This window comes from Ideonella dechloratans (genome assembly GCF_021049305.1).
GTDB lineage: Bacteria > Pseudomonadota > Gammaproteobacteria > Burkholderiales > Burkholderiaceae_C > Ideonella > Ideonella dechloratans.
Genome location: NZ_CP088081.1, coordinates 2044400 through 2063625, shown reverse-complemented (window position 1 = coordinate 2063625; position 19226 = coordinate 2044400). Strand labels below are relative to the sequence as shown.

General features: G+C 67.7%; 19 protein-coding genes. 6 read left to right on the top strand and 13 right to left on the bottom strand.

Features of this window, described 5'->3' with window-relative positions:
- Positions 1-6: 6 nt before the first annotated feature.
- The 6 genes from LRM40_RS09585 to LRM40_RS09560 form a co-directional block, all read right to left on the bottom strand.
- Positions 7-1119 (bottom strand): ABC transporter ATP-binding protein, encoded by a 1113-nt coding sequence (locus LRM40_RS09585; protein WP_151122992.1) that lies wholly within the window; start codon positions 1117-1119, stop codon positions 7-9.
- A gap of 16 nt (positions 1120-1135) precedes the next feature.
- Complete coding sequence (locus tag LRM40_RS09580; RefSeq protein WP_151122990.1) at positions 1136-2251, bottom strand: polyamine ABC transporter substrate-binding protein; 1116 nt, start codon at positions 2249-2251, stop codon at positions 1136-1138.
- Positions 2252-2405: 154 nt separating this feature from the next.
- On the bottom strand, positions 2406-3821 hold the full coding sequence (locus LRM40_RS09575) for an aspartate aminotransferase family protein (RefSeq protein WP_151122988.1): 1416 nt from the start codon (positions 3819-3821) through the stop codon (positions 2406-2408).
- Positions 3822-3871: 50 nt separating this feature from the next.
- Complete coding sequence (locus tag LRM40_RS09570) at positions 3872-5239, bottom strand: glutamine synthetase family protein (RefSeq protein ID WP_151122986.1); 1368 nt, start codon at positions 5237-5239, stop codon at positions 3872-3874.
- Positions 5240-5349: 110 nt separating this feature from the next.
- The gene (locus LRM40_RS09565; RefSeq protein WP_151123071.1) at positions 5350-6168 is read right to left on the bottom strand and encodes a gamma-glutamyl-gamma-aminobutyrate hydrolase family protein; all 819 of its coding nucleotides are present in this window, start codon (positions 6166-6168) and stop codon (positions 5350-5352) included.
- Positions 6169-6185: 17 nt separating this feature from the next.
- On the bottom strand, positions 6186-7481 hold the full coding sequence (locus tag LRM40_RS09560) for an NAD(P)/FAD-dependent oxidoreductase (protein ID WP_151122984.1): 1296 nt from the start codon (positions 7479-7481) through the stop codon (positions 6186-6188).
- A gap of 227 nt (positions 7482-7708) precedes the next feature.
- Here LRM40_RS09560 and LRM40_RS09555 point away from each other — a divergent pair, with 227 nt between their 5' ends.
- The gene (locus LRM40_RS09555) at positions 7709-8152 is read left to right on the top strand and encodes an Lrp/AsnC family transcriptional regulator (protein WP_374427221.1); all 444 of its coding nucleotides are present in this window, start codon (positions 7709-7711) and stop codon (positions 8150-8152) included.
- Positions 8153-8170: 18 nt separating this feature from the next.
- On the opposite strand, the gene LRM40_RS09550 is transcribed toward LRM40_RS09555, so the two are convergent.
- Both LRM40_RS09550 and speB read right to left on the bottom strand, forming a co-directional pair.
- Positions 8171-8668 carry a hemerythrin domain-containing protein gene (locus tag LRM40_RS09550; protein WP_231067490.1) on the bottom strand — a complete coding sequence of 166 codons (498 nt, stop codon included), beginning with the start codon at positions 8666-8668 and terminating at the stop codon, positions 8171-8173.
- Between the two features lie 146 nt (positions 8669-8814).
- The gene (gene speB, locus LRM40_RS09545) at positions 8815-9738 is read right to left on the bottom strand and encodes an agmatinase (RefSeq protein ID WP_151122978.1); all 924 of its coding nucleotides are present in this window, start codon (positions 9736-9738) and stop codon (positions 8815-8817) included.
- 351 nt (positions 9739-10089) lie between these two features.
- Between speB and aceA the strand changes: the two genes are divergently transcribed.
- Entirely contained in the window at positions 10090-11406 is a 1317-nt protein-coding gene (gene aceA, locus LRM40_RS09540; RefSeq protein ID WP_151122976.1) for an isocitrate lyase, read from the top strand.
- A gap of 90 nt (positions 11407-11496) precedes the next feature.
- Here the strand turns inward: aceA and LRM40_RS09535 are convergent, their stop codons facing one another.
- On the bottom strand, positions 11497-11832 hold the full coding sequence (locus LRM40_RS09535; protein ID WP_151122973.1) for a hypothetical protein: 336 nt from the start codon (positions 11830-11832) through the stop codon (positions 11497-11499).
- Positions 11833-11887: 55 nt separating this feature from the next.
- Complete coding sequence (locus tag LRM40_RS09530; RefSeq protein WP_151122971.1) at positions 11888-13243, bottom strand: ammonium transporter; 1356 nt, start codon at positions 13241-13243, stop codon at positions 11888-11890.
- 187 nt (positions 13244-13430) lie between these two features.
- Here LRM40_RS09530 and LRM40_RS09525 point away from each other — a divergent pair, with 187 nt between their 5' ends.
- Positions 13431-14348 (top strand): alpha/beta hydrolase, encoded by a 918-nt coding sequence (locus LRM40_RS09525; RefSeq protein ID WP_151123070.1) that lies wholly within the window; start codon positions 13431-13433, stop codon positions 14346-14348.
- A gap of 6 nt (positions 14349-14354) precedes the next feature.
- On the opposite strand, the gene LRM40_RS09520 is transcribed toward LRM40_RS09525, so the two are convergent.
- The 3 genes from LRM40_RS09520 to ygfZ are packed head-to-tail and all read right to left on the bottom strand — an operon-like array spanning position 14355 to position 16497.
- Complete coding sequence (locus tag LRM40_RS09520) at positions 14355-15182, bottom strand: NRDE family protein (RefSeq protein WP_151122970.1); 828 nt, start codon at positions 15180-15182, stop codon at positions 14355-14357.
- Positions 15170-15538: a DUF4936 family protein gene (locus LRM40_RS09515; RefSeq protein ID WP_151122968.1), complete on the bottom strand. Its 369-nt coding sequence runs from the start codon at positions 15536-15538 to the stop codon at positions 15170-15172. The genes LRM40_RS09520 and LRM40_RS09515 overlap by 13 nt, the downstream gene beginning before the upstream one ends.
- Positions 15535-16497: a CAF17-like 4Fe-4S cluster assembly/insertion protein YgfZ gene (ygfZ, locus tag LRM40_RS09510; RefSeq protein ID WP_151122966.1), complete on the bottom strand. Its 963-nt coding sequence runs from the start codon at positions 16495-16497 to the stop codon at positions 15535-15537. Before ygfZ ends, LRM40_RS09515 begins: the two co-directional genes overlap by 4 nt.
- A gap of 73 nt (positions 16498-16570) precedes the next feature.
- Here ygfZ and mltG point away from each other — a divergent pair, with 73 nt between their 5' ends.
- From mltG to LRM40_RS09495, 3 genes are read left to right on the top strand one after another with little or no spacing between them, the layout of a single operon-like run.
- Positions 16571-17569, top strand: coding sequence for an endolytic transglycosylase MltG (gene mltG, locus LRM40_RS09505; protein ID WP_211372940.1), 999 nt, complete (start codon positions 16571-16573; stop codon positions 17567-17569).
- Entirely contained in the window at positions 17566-18204 is a 639-nt protein-coding gene (gene tmk, locus LRM40_RS09500; RefSeq protein ID WP_151122964.1) for a dTMP kinase, read from the top strand. Before mltG ends, tmk begins: the two co-directional genes overlap by 4 nt.
- Positions 18204-19223, top strand: coding sequence for a DNA polymerase III delta subunit-related protein (locus LRM40_RS09495; RefSeq protein ID WP_151122962.1), 1020 nt, complete (start codon positions 18204-18206; stop codon positions 19221-19223). Before tmk ends, LRM40_RS09495 begins: the two co-directional genes overlap by 1 nt.
- The last annotated feature ends 3 nt before the right edge of the window (positions 19224-19226 follow it).

Sequence of the window (19226 nt, the reverse complement as noted above, 5' to 3'; positions counted from 1 at the left end):
GCATCCTCACTGGGTCAGCACCACATGGGCCGAGCGGGACCAGTGGGCCCAGACCTTGTCGCCCCAGGTCAGTTCGTCCTCGCGCTGTCGCACGGTGTTGGCCATGCTCACCTTCAGGGTGGCGCCACTGGCCAGCTTGAGGCGGTAGACGGTGAAGCTGCCGAAGTAGGACATCTCCTCGATGACGCCCTCGGTGCAGTTGAACTCGTCGGCCGGCTTGTGGCGGGCCAGGTGGATCTTCTCCGGCCGCAGGGCCACCGTCACCGGCATGCCCAGCGTGCCGGTGATGCCATGTCCGACATAGTGCTTGCAGTCCTCTCCGGCGATGACGACATGATCGTTCTCGTCCACCTCGACCGTCCCGTCCATCATGTTGACGTTGCCGATGAAGTCGGCCACGAAGCGGGTCTGCGGGGTTTCGTAGATCTCGTTGGGTGAGCCCACCTGCAGGAAGCGGCCCTCGCTCATGACCGCGATGCGGCTGGCCATGGTCATGGCCTCTTCCTGGTCGTGGGTCACCATCACGCAGGTCACGCCGACCTGCTCGATGATGTTCACCAGCTCGATCTGGGTCTGCTCGCGCAGCTTCTTGTCCAGGGCGCCCAGGGGCTCGTCCAGCAGCAGCAGCTGCGGCTGCTTGGCCAGGCTGCGGGCCAGGGCGACCCGCTGCTGCTGGCCACCGGAGAGCTGGTGCGGCTTGCGCTTGGCGTACTTGCCCAGTTGCACCAGCTTGAGCATGGCCTCGACGCGGTCGGCGACCGCGTCCCGGGGCATGCCATCACGACGCAGACCGAACGCGATGTTGTCCCACACGGTGAGGTGGGGGAACAGCGCATACGACTGGAACATCATGTTCAGCGGCCGCTCGTAGGGCGGGAGACCCGCCAGATCCTGGCCGTTGAGGATGATCCGCCCCGAGGTGGGGGTCTCGAACCCCGCCAGCATCCGCAGAAGGGTCGTCTTGCCGCAGCCGGACGACCCCAGCAGGGCGAAGATTTCGCCCTTGGCGATGTCCAGGCTGACGTTGTTGACGGCCTTGTAGCCTCCGAAATCCTTCACCACGTTGTGGATCTGGAGGAAGGCGCTGTCGTCACGGGTGCTGGCGGGAGATTGCGTCATGATGCGTGCCTGCTCCTTACAGGCCGGTCTTGAACGAGGTGTAGGTGCGGGTCTGCAGGCGGCGCAGATCGTTGTTCAGCGAATCCGGCGCGACCATCTTGGCCATGTCCGACGCCGACAGGAACACGGTCGGGTTCTTCGCCACTTCCGGCTTCACGAACGGGATCGAGTCCTTGTTGGGGTTGGCGTAGAACACCTTGTTGGTCAGGCTGGCATCCACTTCGGGGCGCAGAATGTAATTGATCCACTTGTGCGCGTTGCCCGGGTGGGGCGCGTCGGCCGGAATGACCATGGTGTCGAAGAACAGCAGGCCGCCGGTGTTGGGGATCAGGGCCTCGATCTTCTGGCCGGTCTTGCCATCGATGGCGCGCTGGCGGGCGATGTTGATGTCACCCGACCAGCCCAGCGCCAGGCAGATGGAGCCGTTGGCCATGTCGTTGATGTAGCCCGAGGAGCTGAAGAGCGTCACGTACGGGCGCACGGCCTTGAGCACCTGCGAGGCCTTGGCGTAGTCGGCCGGCACCTTGCTTTCAGGATGCTTGCCCAGGTAGTGCAGGGCGGCAGGCACCACTTCCGAGGCGGAATCCAGGAAGGACACGCCGCAGGACTTCATCTTGGAGATGTACTCGGGCTTGAACACCAGATCCCAGGCGTTCTCCGGCATGGGCATGCCGCCCAGGGCCGCCTTGACCTTGTCCACATTGATGCCCACGGTGGTGTAGCCCCACAGCCAGTTCACCATGTACTGGTTGCCCGGGTCCAGGTTGCCCAACTGCTTCAGCACGGCGGGGTCCAGGTGCTTCCAGTTCGGGATCTGCGACTTGTCGAGCTTCTGCAGCAGCCCGCCCTCGGCTTGCAGCTTGGCCCAGTTGGAGGAGGGCACCACGATGTCGTAACCCGTCTTGCCTGCCACCAGCTTGGCGTGGACGATCTCGTTGTTGTCGAAGTTGTCGTACCGGACCTTGATGCCGGTCTCCTTCTCGAAGTTCTTGATCGTGTCTTCGGCGATGTAGTCGGACCAGTTGTAGATGTTGAGGACCTTTTCCTCTTCCTGGGCACGGGCTGCGCCACCGGCCACAGCCAGGGCGGCAATGGCCAGCGACAAGACGGAACGCACTGAACTGAACTTCATGAAGAAACCTCCAGGGTCACGGATGATGGGGTGAAGAAACGCGAAAGCTGCAAGGGTGCGGAAGTGCACCACCTTGGGTTGCCCCGATCTGGGGCGATTTTGGCAGGCTCAAGAATGGTGCACTTCATGGAAAACGCGTCGATCAACGACCGGCTCAGAGCCAGCCCTTGGCCTTGACATCCGCCAGCGTCAGGTCCAGGCAGCGGCGGATCAGCGTCATCATCTCGTCGATCTGGGCCCGGGTGATGATCAGAGGGGGAGCGATCACCATCCGATCGCCCACCGCACGCATCACCAGGCCGTTGCCGAAGCAATGCCCCCGACAGACCATGCCCACCTCCAGGGAGGAGGGGAAGAACTGTCGCGTGGCCTTGTCCTTCACGAGTTGAATGGCACCCATCAGTCCGCAGCTGACTGCCTCGCCGACCAGCGGATGGTCACGCAGCGTCTCGAACTGCTGTGCAAGATACGGGCCGACATCGTCGCGCACATGCTCGACCAGCTTCTGCTGCTGCATCAGCTTGATGTTGGCCACGGCCACCGCGCAGGCCACGGGGTGGCCCGAATACGTGTACCCGTGTTCGAACTCGCCACCCTTCTCGATCAGCACGTCGGCCACGCGGTCGCTGACCATCACGCCGCCCAGCGGCACATAGCCCGCGGTGACGCCCTTGGCGAAGGTCATCAGGTCGGGCTTGCTGCCCATGGTCTCGCAGCCGAACCAGTTGCCGGTGCGACCGAAGCCGCAGATCACCTCGTCGGACACCAGCAGGATGCCGTACTTGTCGCAGATGCGCTGGATCTCGGGCCAGTAGGTCTTGGGCGGAATGATCACGCCGCCGGCGCCCTGGATCGGTTCACCGATGAAGGCGGCAACCTTTTCGGGGCCGACTTCCAGGATGCGCTCTTCCAGCCAGCCGGCGGCCACCTTGCCGAACTCGTCCGGGCTCATGTCGCCACCCAGCTCGTACCAGAAGGGCTGCTGGATGTGGGTGATGTTGGGGATCGGCAGGCCGCCCTGGGCGTGCATGTAGGCCATGCCGCTGAGCGAGGCGCCGGCCATGGTGGAGCCGTGGTAGCCGTTCTTACGGGCGATGATGACCTGGCGCTCCGGTTGGCCCTGCAGGGCCCAGTAGTGGCGCACCAGACGCACCACCGTGTCATTGCTCTCGGAGCCCGAGGTGCCGTAGAACACATGCTTGAACTGCGGCGGCGTGACCTGGGCCAGCAGCTCGGCCAGTTCGATGGCCGGGATGGTCGAGGTCTGGAAGAAGGCGTTGTAGTACGGCAGCTCCTTCATCTGGCGGTTGGCTGCCTCGATCAGCGAAGGCTGGCTGTAGCCGGTGTTCACGCACCACAGGCCGCTCATGCCGTCGAGGATCTTGTGGCCCTCGCTGTCCCAGAGGTAGATGTTCTCGGCCTTGGTGATGATGCGCGCGCCCTTCTTGGCCAGGGCGGCCGTGTCGGTGAAGGGGTGCAGGAAGTGAGCCGCGTCGGCCTGCTGCCATTCGCGGGTGCTGCGACGGGTGGCCTGAGCGGGGGCCTGGATGACGATGTTGTCTTGTTGCATGGTGGTTCCTTGAAAGTTCGTTCAGCGGTCCTCGTGAGACCGATGCGGGATCAGACGTGCAGCAGCAGGTGTTCGCGCTCCCAGGGCGAGATCACCTTCATGAATTCGGCGTGCTCGATCTCCTTCACCTCGGTGTAGACCGTGACGAAGGCTTCACCCAGCACACTGGCCAGGTCCTTCTCGGCGCGCAGCAACTCCAGGGCTTCGCCCAGGCTGCGCGGCAGCTGGTAATCGCCCAGGTAGGCGTCGCCCTTGCACTCGGGCGACGGCTGGACCTTGTTCTTGATGCCCAGGTAGCCGCAGGCCAGGGTGGCGGCCAGGGCGACGTAGGGGTTGGCATCGGCGCCGATCACGCGGTTCTCGATGCGGCGGGCGGCCGGCGAGGAGATGGGCGAGCGGATGCCCACGGTGCGGTTGTCGATGCCCCACTGGATGTTGATGGGCGCGGCGGTGAAGCGGGCCAGGCGGCGGTAGCTGTTCACATACGGCGCGAACAGGGCCATGGCCGCCGGGATGTACTTCTGCAGGCCGCCGATGTACCAGAAGAACTCCTGGCTGGGGCTGCCGTCCTCGTTGCTGAACAGGTTGCGGCCGGTCTTGGTGTTCACCACGCTCTGGTGGATGTGCATGGCGCTGCCCGGCTCGCCGGCGATCGGCTTGGCCATGAAGGTGGCGAACATGTCGTGGCGCAGCGCGGCCTCCCGCACCGTGCGCTTGAAGAAGAAGACCTCGTCGGCCAGACCCAGCGGGTGGGCGTGGAAGAAGTTGATCTCCATCTGCCCGGCGCCGATTTCGTGGATCAGCGTGTCCACGTTCAGCTCCATCTTGTCGCAGTAGTCGTAGATGTCCTCGAACAGCGGGTCGAACTCGTTGACCGCGTCGATGGAGTAGGCCTGGCGCGACGTTTCCGAGCGGCCGCTGCGGCCCACCGGCGGCTTCAGCGGCATGTCGGGGTCGGTGTTGCGGGCCACCAGGTAGAACTCCAGCTCCGGGGCCACCACCGGGTCCCAGCCCTCGGCGGCGAACAGGTCGCAGACGCGGCGCAGTACCGAGCGGGGCGCGAAGGGCACCAGGGCGCCGTTGCGGTCGTAGCAGTCATGCACCACCTGGGCGGTGGGGTCGGTGGCCCAGGGCACGATGCGCACGGTGGCCGGATCGGGCCGCAGGTGCATGTCGTGGTCCATCGGGCTGATCACGTCGTAGTACGGTCCCTCTTCAGGGAATTCGCCGGTCACGCCCATGGCGACGACGGCCTCCGGCAGCCGCATGCCGCGGTCTTCGGTGAACTTCTCGCGGGGCAGGATCTTGCCGCGGGCCACACCGGTCAGGTCGGGCACCAGGCATTCGATCTCGGTGACGTGATGTTGGTTGAGCCAGTTCTCCAGCTCGAGGAAATTGAAGTGTTCTTTGCTGGCCATGAGGCACCTGCTTTGGGTCTTCGTGACGCGCGGATTGCCGCCTGCTTCAGGCGCCGGGCCGCGCGGGCCCCGGGGGTTCCGGCCATCGGCCGGGGGGATGCCACCCGCGTTCAGCGGTCCGGCGTCCGTCGGATCTCCTGGGATTTGGCAAATTGGTAGCGTCGGCAGGCCTGTCCGAAGGCGGTGAGCATGGCCACCGACTGCGGGTTGTCTGCCGCCAGCCATTCCGGATGCCACTGCACGCACAGGCTGAAGCCCGGGGCATCGGCGACCGAGAAGGCCTCGACCAGTCCGTCGGGTGCGCGGGCCTCCACCCGCAGGCCCGGCGCCAGCTGCTTCACGGCCTGGCCATGGACCGAATTGACCTGGAAGGATACGGCGCCCACCAGCGGCTCCAGCACGCCACCGGGCACCACCTCCACAGGATGGGCCGGGCCGTACTGCACGGCTGCCGGCTCACCTTCGGGGGCGCGGTGGTCATCGTGGCCATCGACCTCCTGCACCGCCTGGTACAGCGAGCCGCCCAGGGCGACGTTGGTCTCCTGCGTGCCGCGGCAGATGCCGAAAAGCGGAATGCCCCGGGCCAGCACGCGGCGGATCAGCGGCAGGGTCCAGCTGTCCCGGGCCGGGTCCAGCGGCAGGGCCGGGTTGTGCACCTCTTCGCCGAAGTGGCTGGGGTGGACATTGGAGGGCGAGCCGGTCAGCAGCACGCCGTCGGCCATGTCCAGCAGCACCTCGATCTCCGCGGCGTCCGCTGAAGGCACGATCAGCGGGGTGGCCCCGGCCAGACGCACGGCGTCCAGGTACTTCTTGCCGGCGATGTAGAAGGGATGCTCGCCCAGCATGCGGTTGCACGCGGGCACCAGCACCAGGGGCTTGCGGGGAGCGGCGGCCGTGGTGGTCGCCGCGATCGAGGTGGTCTCAGTCATGTCGTTCATGGTCCGTGTCATCCCAGCAGGTCGCGCAGGCGGTACCAGGCCATGCCGAGCACCAGCGCAGGCGTGCGCAGCAGGCGGCCCCCTGGGAAATCATGGTGCTTCAGGCGGGCGAAGACGTCAAAGCGGCTGGCGTCGCCGTTCATCGCCTCGGCCACCAGGCGGCCGGCCAGACCGGTCAGTGCCAGCCCGTGGCCGGAGAAGCCTTGCAGGTAGTACAGGTTGTCGCGCAGCCGCCCGAAATCCGGTGCGCGGTTCATCGTGATGTCCACGAAGCCGCCCCAGGCGTACTGCACCTTCACGTCCTTGAGCTGCGGGAAGGTCTGCACCATGCGTCGACGCATGCTTTCGGCCAGGTTCGGCGGCGTCACGGTGCTGTAGCTCACCCGGCCACCGTAGAGCATGCGGTGGTCGTTGGTGGTGCGCAGGTAGTCCAGCACGAAGTTGGTGTCGCACACCGCCGAGCGGGTGGGGATCAGGCTGTCGGCCAGGGCCGGGTCCATGGCCTCGGAGCAGACGATGTAGGTGCCGACCGGCATGATGCGGCGCTCCAGGTGCTCGGCCACGCCCTGCAGGTAGACATTGCCGGCCAGCAGCACCTTCTTGGCGCGCAGCGTGCCCCGGGACGTGCGCACGGTGATGACCGGGCCGGTCTCCAGCGCGGTGACGGGCGTCTCCTCGTGGATGCGCACCCCGGCGGCAGCGGCGGCGCGGGCGATGCCCAGCGCGTACTTCAGCGGGTGCAGGTGACCCGACTGCGGGTCGTACAGACCGCTGTGGTAACGCGGGCTGGCGACCCAGCGGTGCATGTCGGCGGCCGGGATGCGGGTGAATTCGGCCTGGTAGAGCTGGGCCATGCGGTCGGCCCACTGCATCAGCTCGGCACCCTTGCGGGCGTTGGTGGCCACGCCGATGTAGCCCTGGCGCCATTCGGCGTCGATCTGGTGCTGCTCCATGCGGGTCTGCAGCAGTTCCAGCGCCTCCAGGGACATGGACCAGACGCGACGGGCGTCGTCGAGCCCGAGCTGGTCTTCGATCACCGACTGGTCGCAGGCCAGGCCGTGGATGGCCTGACCGCCGTTGCGGCCGCTGGCACCCCAGCCCACCTGTTTGGCTTCCAGCAGCGTCACCTGATGTCCCATGCGGGCCAGGTCCAGGGCGGCCGTCAGGCCGGCAAGACCGCCTCCCACCACAGCGACATCACAGTCGGAAGAGCCATCCAGCGGGGCAAAGCGCGCATCGCGCTGGGCCGTGGCGGCGTAATAGGAATCGCGGGCGAGATCTTGGTCGACGCTCAGAAAGCTCATACGGTGGGCGCTAGGCAGTTCCTCGGGATGATCGGGTTCGGTTCGAGCGGTGAGGTGACGCGGTGTTGTTGTGGGTGCGTCTTGGGAAATGAGTCTACCCAGGCGGGCGCGCAATGTGCTTGCGCCTTGATGCGGGAAGAACCCTGTATCGCGCAATTTTGTGCGACGTATATTTGTGACAGAGAAATATTATGCGAAGTACTGCCAAAACACCGCAATTGGATGCGATGGACCGCGCCATCCTGGATGAGCTTCAGGACGATGGCCGGCTCTCCAACGTGGAGCTCGCCCAGCGGGTGCATCTGTCCCCCTCGGCCTGCCTGCGCCGGGTCAAGCAGTTGGAGGACGAGGGGGTCATCTCCCAGTACGTCGCATTGCTCAATGCCAAGGCCGTGGGACAGCATGGCACCAGCTTCACCATCGTGAACCTGGAGTCCATGAGCAACAGCCTGCTGGAGGCCTTCGAGCAAGCGGTGCGGGACGAGCCCTCGGTGCTGGACTGCTACTACGTGGCCGGCGCCAACGATTACCTGATCCGCTTCACCTACCGGGATGCCGAGGACCTCGAGCGCTTCCACACCGAGGTGCTGATGCGCCTGCCGGGCGTCGAGCGCTCGAATTCCATCCTGGTCCTGCGCACCGTCAAGAAGACCACCAAACTGCCGCTCTGAAGCGCGGGGCAGGGGGGCTCAGGCCGCTTCTTTCGTCCAGTGGGCGCGGCGCTGGGCCGTCTGGGTGCGGGCCTCGGCCTCGCGGCGGCGCGCCTCGGGGTAGACCATCGACTCTTCCAGGGCGATGTGTGCGTGGTGCAACTGGGTGAACACCTCGATCATGGTGCGCAGCAGGTCCGCTTCCACCCACGTGTGGCCTTGGGACAGCGCATCCAGCAGGGGACTGAGCTCACGCCAGTTCTGCTCGATCCAGCCGTGGTCCTGACGCAGTTGCGCGACCTGCTCTTCCAGGACGGGGTCTGCGCTGGCCAGCAGCGCCGGGAAGATGTGCCGCTCCTCCTCGTCGTGGTGGGTGCGCCCCACCTCTTCGAAGAAGCGGTGGATGCCGCCGGCGAGGGTCTGGGCGGTCTCGTCCACCCCTCCGGTTTCAAGCCGACGGGCCAAGGCTTCCAGGTCCTGCAGTGTCGTCATCATGCGCTGATGGGTGCCCTGCAGGCGCTCGATGGGCGGCAGCACTTCTCGACGCATCCTGTGGAGCGGTAGCGGAGTGGGAAGGGTGCGAGCCATGGAAACCTCCTTCATCGCAGATGGATGGGTGTGGAATCCATTGTTCTCGGCAGGGATCTCGACCCGCCTTGCGGCGGATCAATCCCGCCGGTGGCTCAGCTGCGCGCAGGGGCCAGGCGCCCGCACAGATAGGTCCACACCAGTTGTGTGGCCACCAGGCTGGTCAGTTCCGCATGGTCATAAGGCGGGGCCACCTCCACGCAGTCCATGCCCACGAAGGGCAGGTCCGCCAGTTCCTCGAGGATGGTGAACACCTGGTTGCTGGTCAGTCCGGCCGGCTCGGGCGTCCCGGTGCCGGGAGCGAAGGCCGGGTCCAGGCAGTCGATGTCCAGGCTGAGATACAGCGGCGGGTTCCCGCAGTCCATCAGGCGCTGGCGGATGGCGTCGAGCATCGGCGCCAACTGGGCCGGGCTTTCCAGGCCGCGGAGCGCCCGCGCGGTGAAGATTTGCCCGCCCTGGTCTTGCACGTACTCGCGTGCCTCGCGCACGCCGGAGGAACGGATGCCGATCTGGGTGAAGCAGTCGGCCCGCGCCAGGCCTTCCTGGATGGCTTCGTAGACCCAGGTGCCATGACCGCTGGGTTCGCCGAAGTGGTCCTCCCAGGTGTCACAGTGGGCGTCGAAATGGATCACCGCCAGGGGCTCGCCGAAATGGTCGCGATAGGCGCGCAGCAGTGGCAGGGTGATGGAGTGGTCACCACCCAGCCAGACCATGTGGTGCTTGGCCAGCAAGGGAGGCAGCAGCGGCGCCAGGGCGGCGCGCATGGCCTCGATGCCGGTGTTGGGCAGATCCAGGTCGCCCAGGTCGCCCAGCCGATCGATGGGGGATACATCGAACAGCGGGTGGGTGGCGTCGCACAGCATCTGGCTGGCCTGGCGGATGGACCGTGGCCCGAAGCGGGCCCCGGGTCGGTTGGTCACCGAGCCATCCCAGGGGATGCCGGCGATGGCGAAGGGCTGTTGCTGGGCGGGTGCGGCACCGATGAAGCCGCTTTGAGTGAGATAGGGGAATCCGGACATGTGTGTCTCCGGGAGGATGCACAGCGCCTTGGCCATCCGAGGCGGGCTGTGCCGGACGGATGTTAGCCAAGCGGGTATGGCGGCTGCGCGGGCCTTGGACGGACGCTCGCTTTTCCGTCATGCGGGCCGGTCACTTCACATCGTGAAATCAGCGTCTCTTGCGGTGCAGCAAAATTTTTCATCACGGAAAAATGCGTTCCGCATTGAGAAAAAGATTTGATAAGTTGTTGATTTATAATGATAAGAAATTTGGTCTTATATAAGACATAAGTCTTTCTTGACCAGCTGCACGGGCGTACGCTTCTCTCCAACGTGTTCCCCTTTCATGGATCTCTTTTTGAGGAGCTTGAGATGACCCGACTGACCCGCGAACAGCAGATTGCCGCCCTGGAAAAGGACTGGGCCGAGAACCCCCGTTGGAAGGGTGTGAAGCGTGGCTACAGCGCCGCCGACGTGGTGCGACTGCGCGGCAGCCTGCAGCCCGAGTACACCCTGGCCCAGGCCGGCGCCAAGAAGCTGTGGGAGAAGGTCAACGGCGGCGCCAAGAAGGGCTACGTGAACGCCTTCGGCGCGATCACCGCCGGTCAAGCCATGCAACAGGCCAAGGCCGGCCTGGAGGCCGTGTACCTGTCGGGCTGGCAAGTCGCCGCCGACGGCAACACCTCCGAAACCATGTACCCCGACCAGTCGCTGTACGCCTACGACTCGGTGCCGACCATGGTCCGCCGCATCAACAACACCTTCAAGCGCGCCGACGAGATCCAGTGGTCGCGTGGTGTGAACCCCGGTGACGAAGGCTTCGTCGACTACTTCCTGCCCATCGTGGCCGACGCGGAAGCCGGTTTCGGCGGCGTGCTCAACGCCTTCGAACTGATGAAGAACATGATCGCCGCGGGCGCTGCCGGCGTGCACTTCGAAGACCAGCTGGCCGCCGTGAAGAAGTGCGGCCACATGGGTGGCAAGGTCCTGGTGCCGACCCAGGAAGCCATCGAGAAGCTGATCGCCGCGCGTTTCGCCGCCGACACCATGGGTGTGTCCACCCTGATCCTGGCCCGTACCGACGCGGAAGCCGCCAACCTGCTGACCAGCGACCACGACGCCAACGACAAGCCCTTCTGCACCGGCGAGCGCACCCAGGAAGGCTTCTACCGCGTCAAGAACGGTCTGGAACAGGCCATCAGCCGCGGCGTGGCCTACGCGCCCTACGCCGACCTGGTGTGGTGTGAAACCGGCACGCCGGACCTGGGCTTCGCCCGTGAGTTCGCGCAGGCCGTGCACGCCGCCTGCCCGGGCAAGCTGCTGAGCTACAACTGCTCGCCGTCCTTCAACTGGAAGAAGAACCTGGACGACCGCACCATCGCTCGCTTCCAGGACGAGCTCTCGGCGCTGGGCTACAAGTACCAGTTCATCACCCTGGCCGGCATCCACATCAACTGGTTCAACACCTTCCAGTTCGCCCACGCCTACGCTCGCGGCGAAGGCATGAAGCACTACACCGAGATGGTCCAGGAACCGGAATTCAAGGCGCGCGAGCAGGGCTACACCTTCGTGTCGCACCAGCAGGAAGTCGGCGCCGGCTACTTCGACGACGTGACCACCGTGATCCAGGGCGGCTCCTCCAGCGTGAAGGCCCTGACCGGCTCGACCGAAGAAGAGCAGTTCCACTGATCTGAATGGGGGATGCGCCGCATGGACCGCGGCGCATGACCAACAGCCCGGCCGCCACAAGCGGCCGGGCTTTTCATTTCCGATACCGTCTCAGCGCAGGCTGCCGATGTAGCGGGTCTGGGCCGACGGGCGCGACGCGGAGCCCGAGCGCGACAGGCGGCTGTCCTCGAAGCCGGAGACGCGGTCCATCCGGTCAGCTGCTCGGCCAGGGGCCGACTGCGGCGGGGCCGGGAAGAGGGCGGCCTGCAGGCGTTGACCCCACTCGATGAGCTCCGGGTGGGCCGCCTCCGCCAGTGCAATGCGGATGACTTCCCGCGCGTATTCCGCGCTGCGCAGCATCCACTCCACGTCCGTCACCCGGCCGATCTTGCGCCGCATGACCACATGCAGGTGGGCGGCCACGGCCAGCTTCTCGCTTTCCAGCATCTTCACACCTCCTGTTGCAAGGACCCGTGGCCCCGGCGGCGGTCCGCCCGGGCGCTCATTCCACCCGTTCGCCGTGCTGGCTCAGGTCCAGCCCGTCCTGTTCCTGCTTCTCGGTGACACGCAGCCCGATCACCGCGTGGACCAGCCACAGGATCAGCGAGGTCACCACGCCGCTGTAGACCAGGGTGGCCATCACGGCCAGCGCCTGGGTCGCCAGGGAGCCTTCCACGCCGCCGATCCTCGGATCGGCCAGCCAACCCGTCAGCAGGGCGCCGAGGATGCCGCCCACGCCGTGCACGCCGAAGACGTCCAGCGAATCGTCCGCGCCCAGCAGGCGCTTGAGACCGGTGGCGCCCCAGTAGCAGCCCACACCGGCCAGGGCGCCGATCAGCACCGCGGCACCCGGCCCGACGAAGCCCGAGGCGGGCGTGATGGCCACCAGGCCCGCCACCGCCCCGCTGCTCAAGCCCAGCAGGGTGGGGGTCTTGCGCACCAGCCATTCGGCCAGCATCCAGCTCAGCGCGGCGGCAGCGGCGGCCAGCTGCGTGGCCAGCATGGCCATGCCGGCCCGCCCGTCGGCCGCCGCGGCCGAGCCGCCGTTGAAGCCCATCCAGCCGACCCACAGCAGGCAGGCACCGGTCATCGTGTAGCCCAGGTTGGAGGGCATCAGCGCCACCTGGCCGTAGCCCCGGCGCGGCCCCAGGATGAAGGCCGCCGCCAGGCCGGCAATGCCGGCATTGATGTGCACCACGGTGCCACCCGCGAAGTCCAGGGCGCCGCGCTGCGCCAGCCAGCCATCGGGTGCCCAGACCCAGTGCGCCACCGGGGCATAGACCAACGCCGACCACAGCGCCATGAACCACAGAAGACCGGCAAAGCGCATGCGCTCGGCGAAGGCTCCCACGATCAGCGCCGGGGTGATGACCGCAAAGCTCAGCTGGAACATGCAGAACACCGCCTCGGGTACGGTGGGCGCCAGCGGATGCACCGACACCAGGTTTTTCACCTTGTCGAAGGCGATGGTGTGCAGCCAGATCGATTCGGGCCCGCCGATCCACGGAGAGCCCGGCATGAAGGCCAGGCTGTAGCCGACAGCGAACCAGAGCACGGTGACCAAGGCCGAGACGGCCAGCACCTGGGCCATGGTGCCCAGGATGTTCTTCTTGCGCACCATGCCGGCGTAGAAGAGGGCCAGACCGGGCAGGGTCATCAGCAGGACCAGGGCGGTGGCGGTGATCATCCAGGCGGTGTCGCCCGCACTGATCTGCTGGGCGGCCACCAGGGATGGCAGACCCGATGGTGGCGCGGCGGCTGCCGCCCCGTCGGCCGCCCAGGCGGCGCTTCCCGCCGACAGCCAAGCCACTCCCAGACCGGCGGCCCGCGGCCACCGTCCCCCTACTGCCTGTCCCATGCGACGTCCTTCGATTGACTTGAGGATTTGTGACCGGAGGTAGCAAATCCCGGGCCCGTGTGGATGGGGCAGAGAAGCGGGTTCCCGCACCAAGACGGATCAGCCCGACGGGGTTTGCAACGCGGGGTATGCTGCGGCCCCGATTTGCGGAAGACAGTTCTTGAACACCCCGACCTTGACGCCCCAGATGGCGGGTCTGCTGGACCGGATCCGGCGGGCCAAGCGCCCCGCGTTCCATGAGCTCTCACCCGAGATGGCCCGCGCCGCCTATGGCGTGGCGGCCGAGGTGCTCGATCTGCCCCGTGCGCCCCTGGCGCGCGTGGAGGCGGTGCAGGTGCCCGTGGCGCCCGGGGTGCAGTGCGCCGCGCGCCTCTTCGCGCCCTCGCACGAGCGCCTGCCGGTGCTGCTCTACCTGCATGGCGGGGGCTTCGTGATTGGCGGGCTGGACACCCACGACAGCCTGTGCCGGCAGTTCGCCCTGCGCGCCGGCGTGGCTGTGCTGTCGCTGGACTACCGCCTGGCGCCGGAGCATCGCTTTCCCGCCGCGGTGGACGACAGCTTCGCGGCCCTGCGCTGGCTGGCCACGGAAGGCGCGGCTGCCCTCGGTCTGGACGGCAGCCGACTGGCGGTGGGCGGTGACAGTGCGGGAGGCACCTTGTCGGCGGTCTGTGCCCTGATGGCGCGTGACGCCGGGCTGCCGCTGGCGCTGCAACTGCTGATCACACCCGGCACCACCGCCCATTGCGACACCCGCTCCCATGAGCTGTTCGCCAACGGCTTTCTGCTGGAGGCCGACAGCATCCGCTGGTTCTTCGACCACTACATCGACGCCGCACACCGCACCGACTGGCGCTTCGCTCCGCTGCTGGCCCCGGATGTGGACGGCGTGGCACCGGCCTGCTTCCTCCTGGCCGAATGCGACCCGCTGGTGGACGAAGGCCTGGCCTATGCCGACCGCCTGCGCGCCAGCGGCGTGGTGGTGGATCTGGAACTCTACCGGGGCGTGACCCACGACTTCATCAAACTCGGCCGGGCCATCCCCGAGGCCGAACTGGCCCAGGCCGCTGGCGCGCAGGCCTTGCGGCGGGCGCTGCTGGACGTCTGATCGGCTTCAGCGTCGCCGCGTCATCGAGGGCAGGGGCAACCCCGTCGGGGGCCAGGCATCCAGGCGAAAGGCACGCTCCTCGGCGAGCGGATGCTGGCGTTCGATCATGTGGGTGGTCAGCTTGCGCCCCTGGGCCTCGCAGACCAGCAGCGTCGAGCAGCGGGTGCCATAGCGTCCGTCGGGGCTGCGGATGAACACCGGTGAGAGCATGCGCTCCACCGCCGGGCCGACGCCGGTCTGGGGCAGCTCGGCGTCGGGAGCGGGGGTTTCGTCAGCCAGAGCCTCGAAGAGCGTGCCGCACAGCGCAGGCAGCGGCAGGTTCTCCCCCAGGGCCGCGGACAAGCGCTGCTTGATCCGCTCCACCTTGGGCCAGGGGGTGTCCAGGGCCGCATTGCTGAGCCCATGGACTCCGCGGGTCAGGCGCTGCGGGTGCGGATGCTGGTTGCTGGTCCAGAAGAACTCACCGGCCGGGAAATCCGCTGCCAGCAAATTGAAGGGCGCATGCCCGCTCAGGGCCGTGCGAGGCCAGAAGCGATCGGCCGGCAGATCGCCCCGCAGCCAGCCCAGCGGGATCTGGCCCCGCGAGGGGGCATCGGGTTCGACCGCAAAGGGCTGCCGGACATTGGTCACCAGGGCGAAGCGGCCAGCTTGACTCAGCCCCATCCAGGTGCCGCCAGCCCGCAGATCCCGTCCGGACAGCACGGGTGGCCCTTCCGGCCAGGGGGACCACCAGTCCAGCGCCTGGCTGGGACGGTCCATGTATTCGTCGCGGTTGGAGGCCACCACCAGCGGGTAGCGGCGGCTCAGGCCCAGCGCGACGCCTACGAGGCACATGGCACGAAGCTCTCCACGTGGCGAGGCCCCTGCAACCAGGGTTGGACATCCCGGGCGGCTTCGGCCAGCGCCGTGTCGAAGTCCAGATTCGCCCTGGCTTTGACCGAGGCGGGGGCTCGCGGCGTGAACCGGTAGATCTCCATCAGCGTGAGTCGTCCTGCTGCCGTTCCAGACGCTTCCAGCCGCTGCAGAACACGGGCACTCAGGCCGGGCCAGTCTTGCTGCAGACGCTGCTGAAAGCCGATGACGGCTTCCAGTGCCTGGGGCAGGTCAGCCGTCGCGATCTGATAATAGATGAACCATTCCGCCGCCAGCCGCCCGGGTGACGGCGCATCGGCCGGGCTTTCGTGACTCATGCCTCATCTTGGGGAACGGCATAGGGCAGGGCGCGCACCTGCAGGGCAGGGCCCTGGGCACTGCCCAGATGCAGTTCGCCGGCCAGCGCGGCACGCTTGACCTCGGCAAAGGCTTCCCAGCCCTGGCCATCGGCCGATGCCGCCAGTGCGATCTGGCCCGCGGGCTGTTCAGGTTCGCTGGCCAGAAAGATCTCCTGCCCGGCCTGCATCGGGGCCTGGGTCGCCAGCAGGGCGCCGCGGCGCTTGAGCGTGCCCCGGTACTGGCTGCGGGCCACCACCTCCTGGCCGGGGTAGCAACCCTTCTTGAAGTTCACGCCGCCCACCAGCTCGAAGTTGACCATCTGGGGCACAAAGGCCTCGCTGGTGGCCGCGACGATGCGGGCCACGCCGCTGCGCACTTCCAGCACTTGCCAGGCCTGCGGGGACAGCGCGGGCAGTTGGGCCGGGGCCTGGTCGGCCGGGCCGGCCCACAGGCAGCGCACGGTGCCGTCCACATCGGGCAGGCGGACCACCTGGGCGTCCTTCACCCGGCTCACGCCCCAGGCTGGCGCGGCCAGATCGGTGCCCAGCCATTGCTGTGCCGCTGCCCCGACCAGGCCCCACAGCGCCACATCGTCGGCCTGGCTGAGCTTGCACTGCGCGCGCATCACGAACATGGACAGGCGCTTGAGGGTGGGCGGCAGCACATCGGCGCTGCAGGCCAGCAGCCAGTCTTCGGCGCCGGATGCCTGCCAGGCCACGAAACTGGCCAGCAGCCGGCCCTTGGGCGAGCAGTAGCCGGCCAGGCGGGCCTGGGTGGCACCCGCCGACGCCAGCTCATTGGTCAGTTGCCCCTGCAGAAAGGTGACCGCATCGGCACCGCGGGCCCGGATCAGGCCCCAATCGGCCAGGGGCACGGCCCCGGACAGCGCGGGGGACAGAGGGGTGTCTTCAGGGGGGGAAGCAGGGGCGGCAGTCATGTCGGCGATTATCATCGCGCCCCATGCTTGAGCAGGATTCAGGGTCTCGCGGCGCGAGGGGTGTGCATACATGATGAAGCGGATCAAGGCCCTGCTGTCGGGCCTGCTGCTGGTGCTGATCGCGGGTGCGGCCCTGGGGGTCTGGTGGGTCCAGCGCCCCTTGCCCTTGCGGGGCGAGCGCGTCGAGGTGTCGATCGAGCCGGGCACGCCCACGCGCGAGATCGCCCGTCAGTGGGTGCAGGCCGGGGTCGACGTGCAGCCTTGGCTGCTGTACGAATGGTTTCGCTGGTCCGGCAAGGCCCGGCGCATCCAGGCCGGCAGCTACGAGATCGAGACCGGTGCCACGGCGTACAGCCTGTTGGACCGCATGGTGCGGGGTGACCAGATCCTGCAGACCCTGCGCCTGATCGAGGGCTGGAACTTCCGCCAGGTGCGTGAGGCCCTGGCCAAGGCGCCGCACCTGCGGCACACGGTGGACGCGATGAGCGATGCCCAACTGGCGGTGGCGCTGGGGCTGAATGCGCCGTCGGTGGAGGGCTGGCTGTTTCCAGACACCTATGCCTATAGCCCGGGCGTGAGCGATGTCACCGTGCTGCGCCGCGCCGCCGAGGCCATGCAGGTCGCGCTGGCGCAGGCCTGGGCCCAGCGCGACCCGGCCAGCCCGCTCAAATCTTCGGCCGAGTTGCTCACGCTCGCCTCCGTGGTCGAAAAAGAGACCGGCAAACCCGAAGACCGTCCGATGGTGGCGGCCGTGTTCAACAACCGGTTGCGCATCGGCATGCCCCTGCAATCGGACCCGACGGTCATCTACGGCATGGGCGAGCGCTTCGACGGCAACCTGCGCCGTGACGACCTGACCACCAACACGCCCTGGAACACCTATGTGCGCCGCGGTCTGCCGCCCACGCCCATCGCCCTGCCGGGGCGCCAGGCCCTGCTGGCCACGGCCCGCCCGGCCGCATCCCAGGCGCTCTACTTCGTGGCCAAGGGCGACGGCAGCAGCGCCTTCAGCGACAACCTGACGGACCATAATCGCGCGGTGAACCAGTATCAGAGAGGCGGGAGCCGGTGAGCGCGCCCGCACGATTCATCACCTTCGAAGGCATCGACGGTGCCGGCAAGTCCTCGCACATCGAGGCGGTGGCCCAGGCGCTGGAGCAGGTCGGGCACCGGCTGCTGCGCACCCGCGAGCCCGGTGGCACCGAACTGGCCGAGCGCCTGCGCGAGCTTTTTCTGCATGAGCGCATGGACGCGTTGACCGAAGCGCTGCTGGTCTTCGGCGCCCGCCGGGACCACCTGGTGCGCTGCATCGAGCCCGCCCTGGCCGAGGGCCGCACCGTGCTGTGCGACCGCTTCACCGATGCCACCTTCGCCTACCAGGGCGCGGGCCGGGGTTTCGACCTGGCCGTGCTGGGTCAGCTGGAAAGCTGGGTGCAGCAGGGCCGCCAACCCGACCTGACCCTGTGGTTCGACGTGGCGCCCGAGATCGCTGCGGCCCGCCGCGCCGGGGCCCGGGCACCGGACCGGCTGGAAAGCGAGGAGAGCGCCTTCTTCGAGCGCGTGCGCGCCGGCTACGCAGCGCGCGCGGCGGCCGCACCCGAGCGCTTCGTGCGCATCGACGCCGGCCAGAGCCTGGAGGCGGTGCGCGCCGATGTGCTGGCCACCGTGCGGGCCCGCACGGCCTCGCCCGGGAGCGCAGCGTCGTGATGCGCAACGAGAAGGACCTGCCCTGGCTGGCCGAGCCTCTGGCCGCCTGGCGCGAAGGGCAGCGCGGCCACGCGCTGATCCTGCACGGCGGCTTCGGCTCCGGCCTGTTCGAGCTGGCCCTGCGCCTGGCCCAGGCCTGGCTGTGCGAGCAGCCGCCCGGCCCCTGCGACCAATGCCCCAGCTGCCACCTGGTGCTGGCGCGCACCCACACCGACCTGAAGGTCGTGATGCCCGAAACCTGGGCGCAGACCCTGCAATGGGGCGCCAGCGACGGCGAGGCCGAACCGGCCGACGGTGAGGGCAAGTCCAAGAAGAAGCCCAGCCGGGAGATCAAGGTCGAAGCCGTGCGCCAGGCCATCGACTGGGCTCACAGCAGCTCCGGCCGCGGCCGTGGCAAGGTGCTGGTGTTCTTCCCGGCCGATGCGATGAACACCGTGTCGGCCAATGCCTTGCTCAAGACCCTGGAAGAGCCAGGGCAGGGCGTGCGCATCCTGCTGGCCGTGGAGGACCCGGAGCACCTGCTGCCCACCATCCGCAGCCGCTGCCAGCGCCTGCGCCTGGTGCCGCCGGCCCCGGCCGAGGCGCTGGACTGGCTGAATCGCCAGGGCGTGAAGGACGCCGACACCCTGCTGCAAGCGGCGGGCGGTGAGCCGCTGGCCGCCCAGGCCCTGGCCGCCGACGGCGTCACCGGTGCCCAGTGGAGCAGCCTGCCGGCGCAGTTGGCCCAGGGCGATGCGCGCTGGCTGTCCACCTGGTCGGTGCCGCAGGCGGTGAAGGCGCTGCAGCAGCTCTGCCACGACCTGATGGCCCATGCGGTGGGCGCGCCGCCGCGCTACTTTCCGGTCGCCAGCCTGCCGCGTGTGAGCGACGCCAGCGCGCTGGCCCAATGGAGCCGCGAACTGGCCCGCGTGAACCGCCATGCCGACCATCCCTGGCAGGCCCCGCTGCTGATCGAGGCACTGATGGCCCAAGGTCGCGCCGCCGTGCAGGCAGGTGGCAGCCGGCGTGGCTACACTTGATCT

What these genes read in the sequence shown, in the direction of transcription:
- LRM40_RS09555 (WP_374427221.1), top strand. Translation starts at nt 7,709, where the DNA reads ATGGACCGCGCCATCCTGGATGAGCTTCAGGACGATGGCCGGCTCTCC.
- LRM40_RS09530 (WP_151122971.1), bottom strand. Translation starts at nt 13,243, where the DNA reads ATGGGACAGGCAGTAGGGGGACGGTGGCCGCGGGCCGCCGGTCTGGGA.
- LRM40_RS09570 (WP_151122986.1), bottom strand. Translation starts at nt 5,239, where the DNA reads ATGGCCAGCAAAGAACACTTCAATTTCCTCGAGCTGGAGAACTGGCTC.
- LRM40_RS09580 (WP_151122990.1), bottom strand. Translation starts at nt 2,251, where the DNA reads ATGAAGTTCAGTTCAGTGCGTTCCGTCTTGTCGCTGGCCATTGCCGCC.
- LRM40_RS09495 (WP_151122962.1), top strand. Translation starts at nt 18,204, where the DNA reads ATGCGCAACGAGAAGGACCTGCCCTGGCTGGCCGAGCCTCTGGCCGCC.
- LRM40_RS09560 (WP_151122984.1), bottom strand. Translation starts at nt 7,481, where the DNA reads ATGAGCTTTCTGAGCGTCGACCAAGATCTCGCCCGCGATTCCTATTAC.
- aceA (WP_151122976.1), top strand. Translation starts at nt 10,090, where the DNA reads ATGACCCGACTGACCCGCGAACAGCAGATTGCCGCCCTGGAAAAGGAC.
- LRM40_RS09520 (WP_151122970.1), bottom strand. Translation starts at nt 15,182, where the DNA reads ATGTGCCTCGTAGGCGTCGCGCTGGGCCTGAGCCGCCGCTACCCGCTG.
- LRM40_RS09525 (WP_151123070.1), top strand. Translation starts at nt 13,431, where the DNA reads ATGGCGGGTCTGCTGGACCGGATCCGGCGGGCCAAGCGCCCCGCGTTC.
- LRM40_RS09565 (WP_151123071.1), bottom strand. Translation starts at nt 6,168, where the DNA reads ATGACTGAGACCACCTCGATCGCGGCGACCACCACGGCCGCCGCTCCC.
- LRM40_RS09575 (WP_151122988.1), bottom strand. Translation starts at nt 3,821, where the DNA reads ATGCAACAAGACAACATCGTCATCCAGGCCCCCGCTCAGGCCACCCGT.
- LRM40_RS09585 (WP_151122992.1), bottom strand. Translation starts at nt 1,119, where the DNA reads ATGACGCAATCTCCCGCCAGCACCCGTGACGACAGCGCCTTCCTCCAG.
- LRM40_RS09515 (WP_151122968.1), bottom strand. Translation starts at nt 15,538, where the DNA reads ATGAGTCACGAAAGCCCGGCCGATGCGCCGTCACCCGGGCGGCTGGCG.
- ygfZ (WP_151122966.1), bottom strand. Translation starts at nt 16,497, where the DNA reads ATGACTGCCGCCCCTGCTTCCCCCCCTGAAGACACCCCTCTGTCCCCC.
- speB (WP_151122978.1), bottom strand. Translation starts at nt 9,738, where the DNA reads ATGTCCGGATTCCCCTATCTCACTCAAAGCGGCTTCATCGGTGCCGCA.
- mltG (WP_211372940.1), top strand. Translation starts at nt 16,571, where the DNA reads ATGAAGCGGATCAAGGCCCTGCTGTCGGGCCTGCTGCTGGTGCTGATC.
- LRM40_RS09535 (WP_151122973.1), bottom strand. Translation starts at nt 11,832, where the DNA reads ATGCTGGAAAGCGAGAAGCTGGCCGTGGCCGCCCACCTGCATGTGGTC.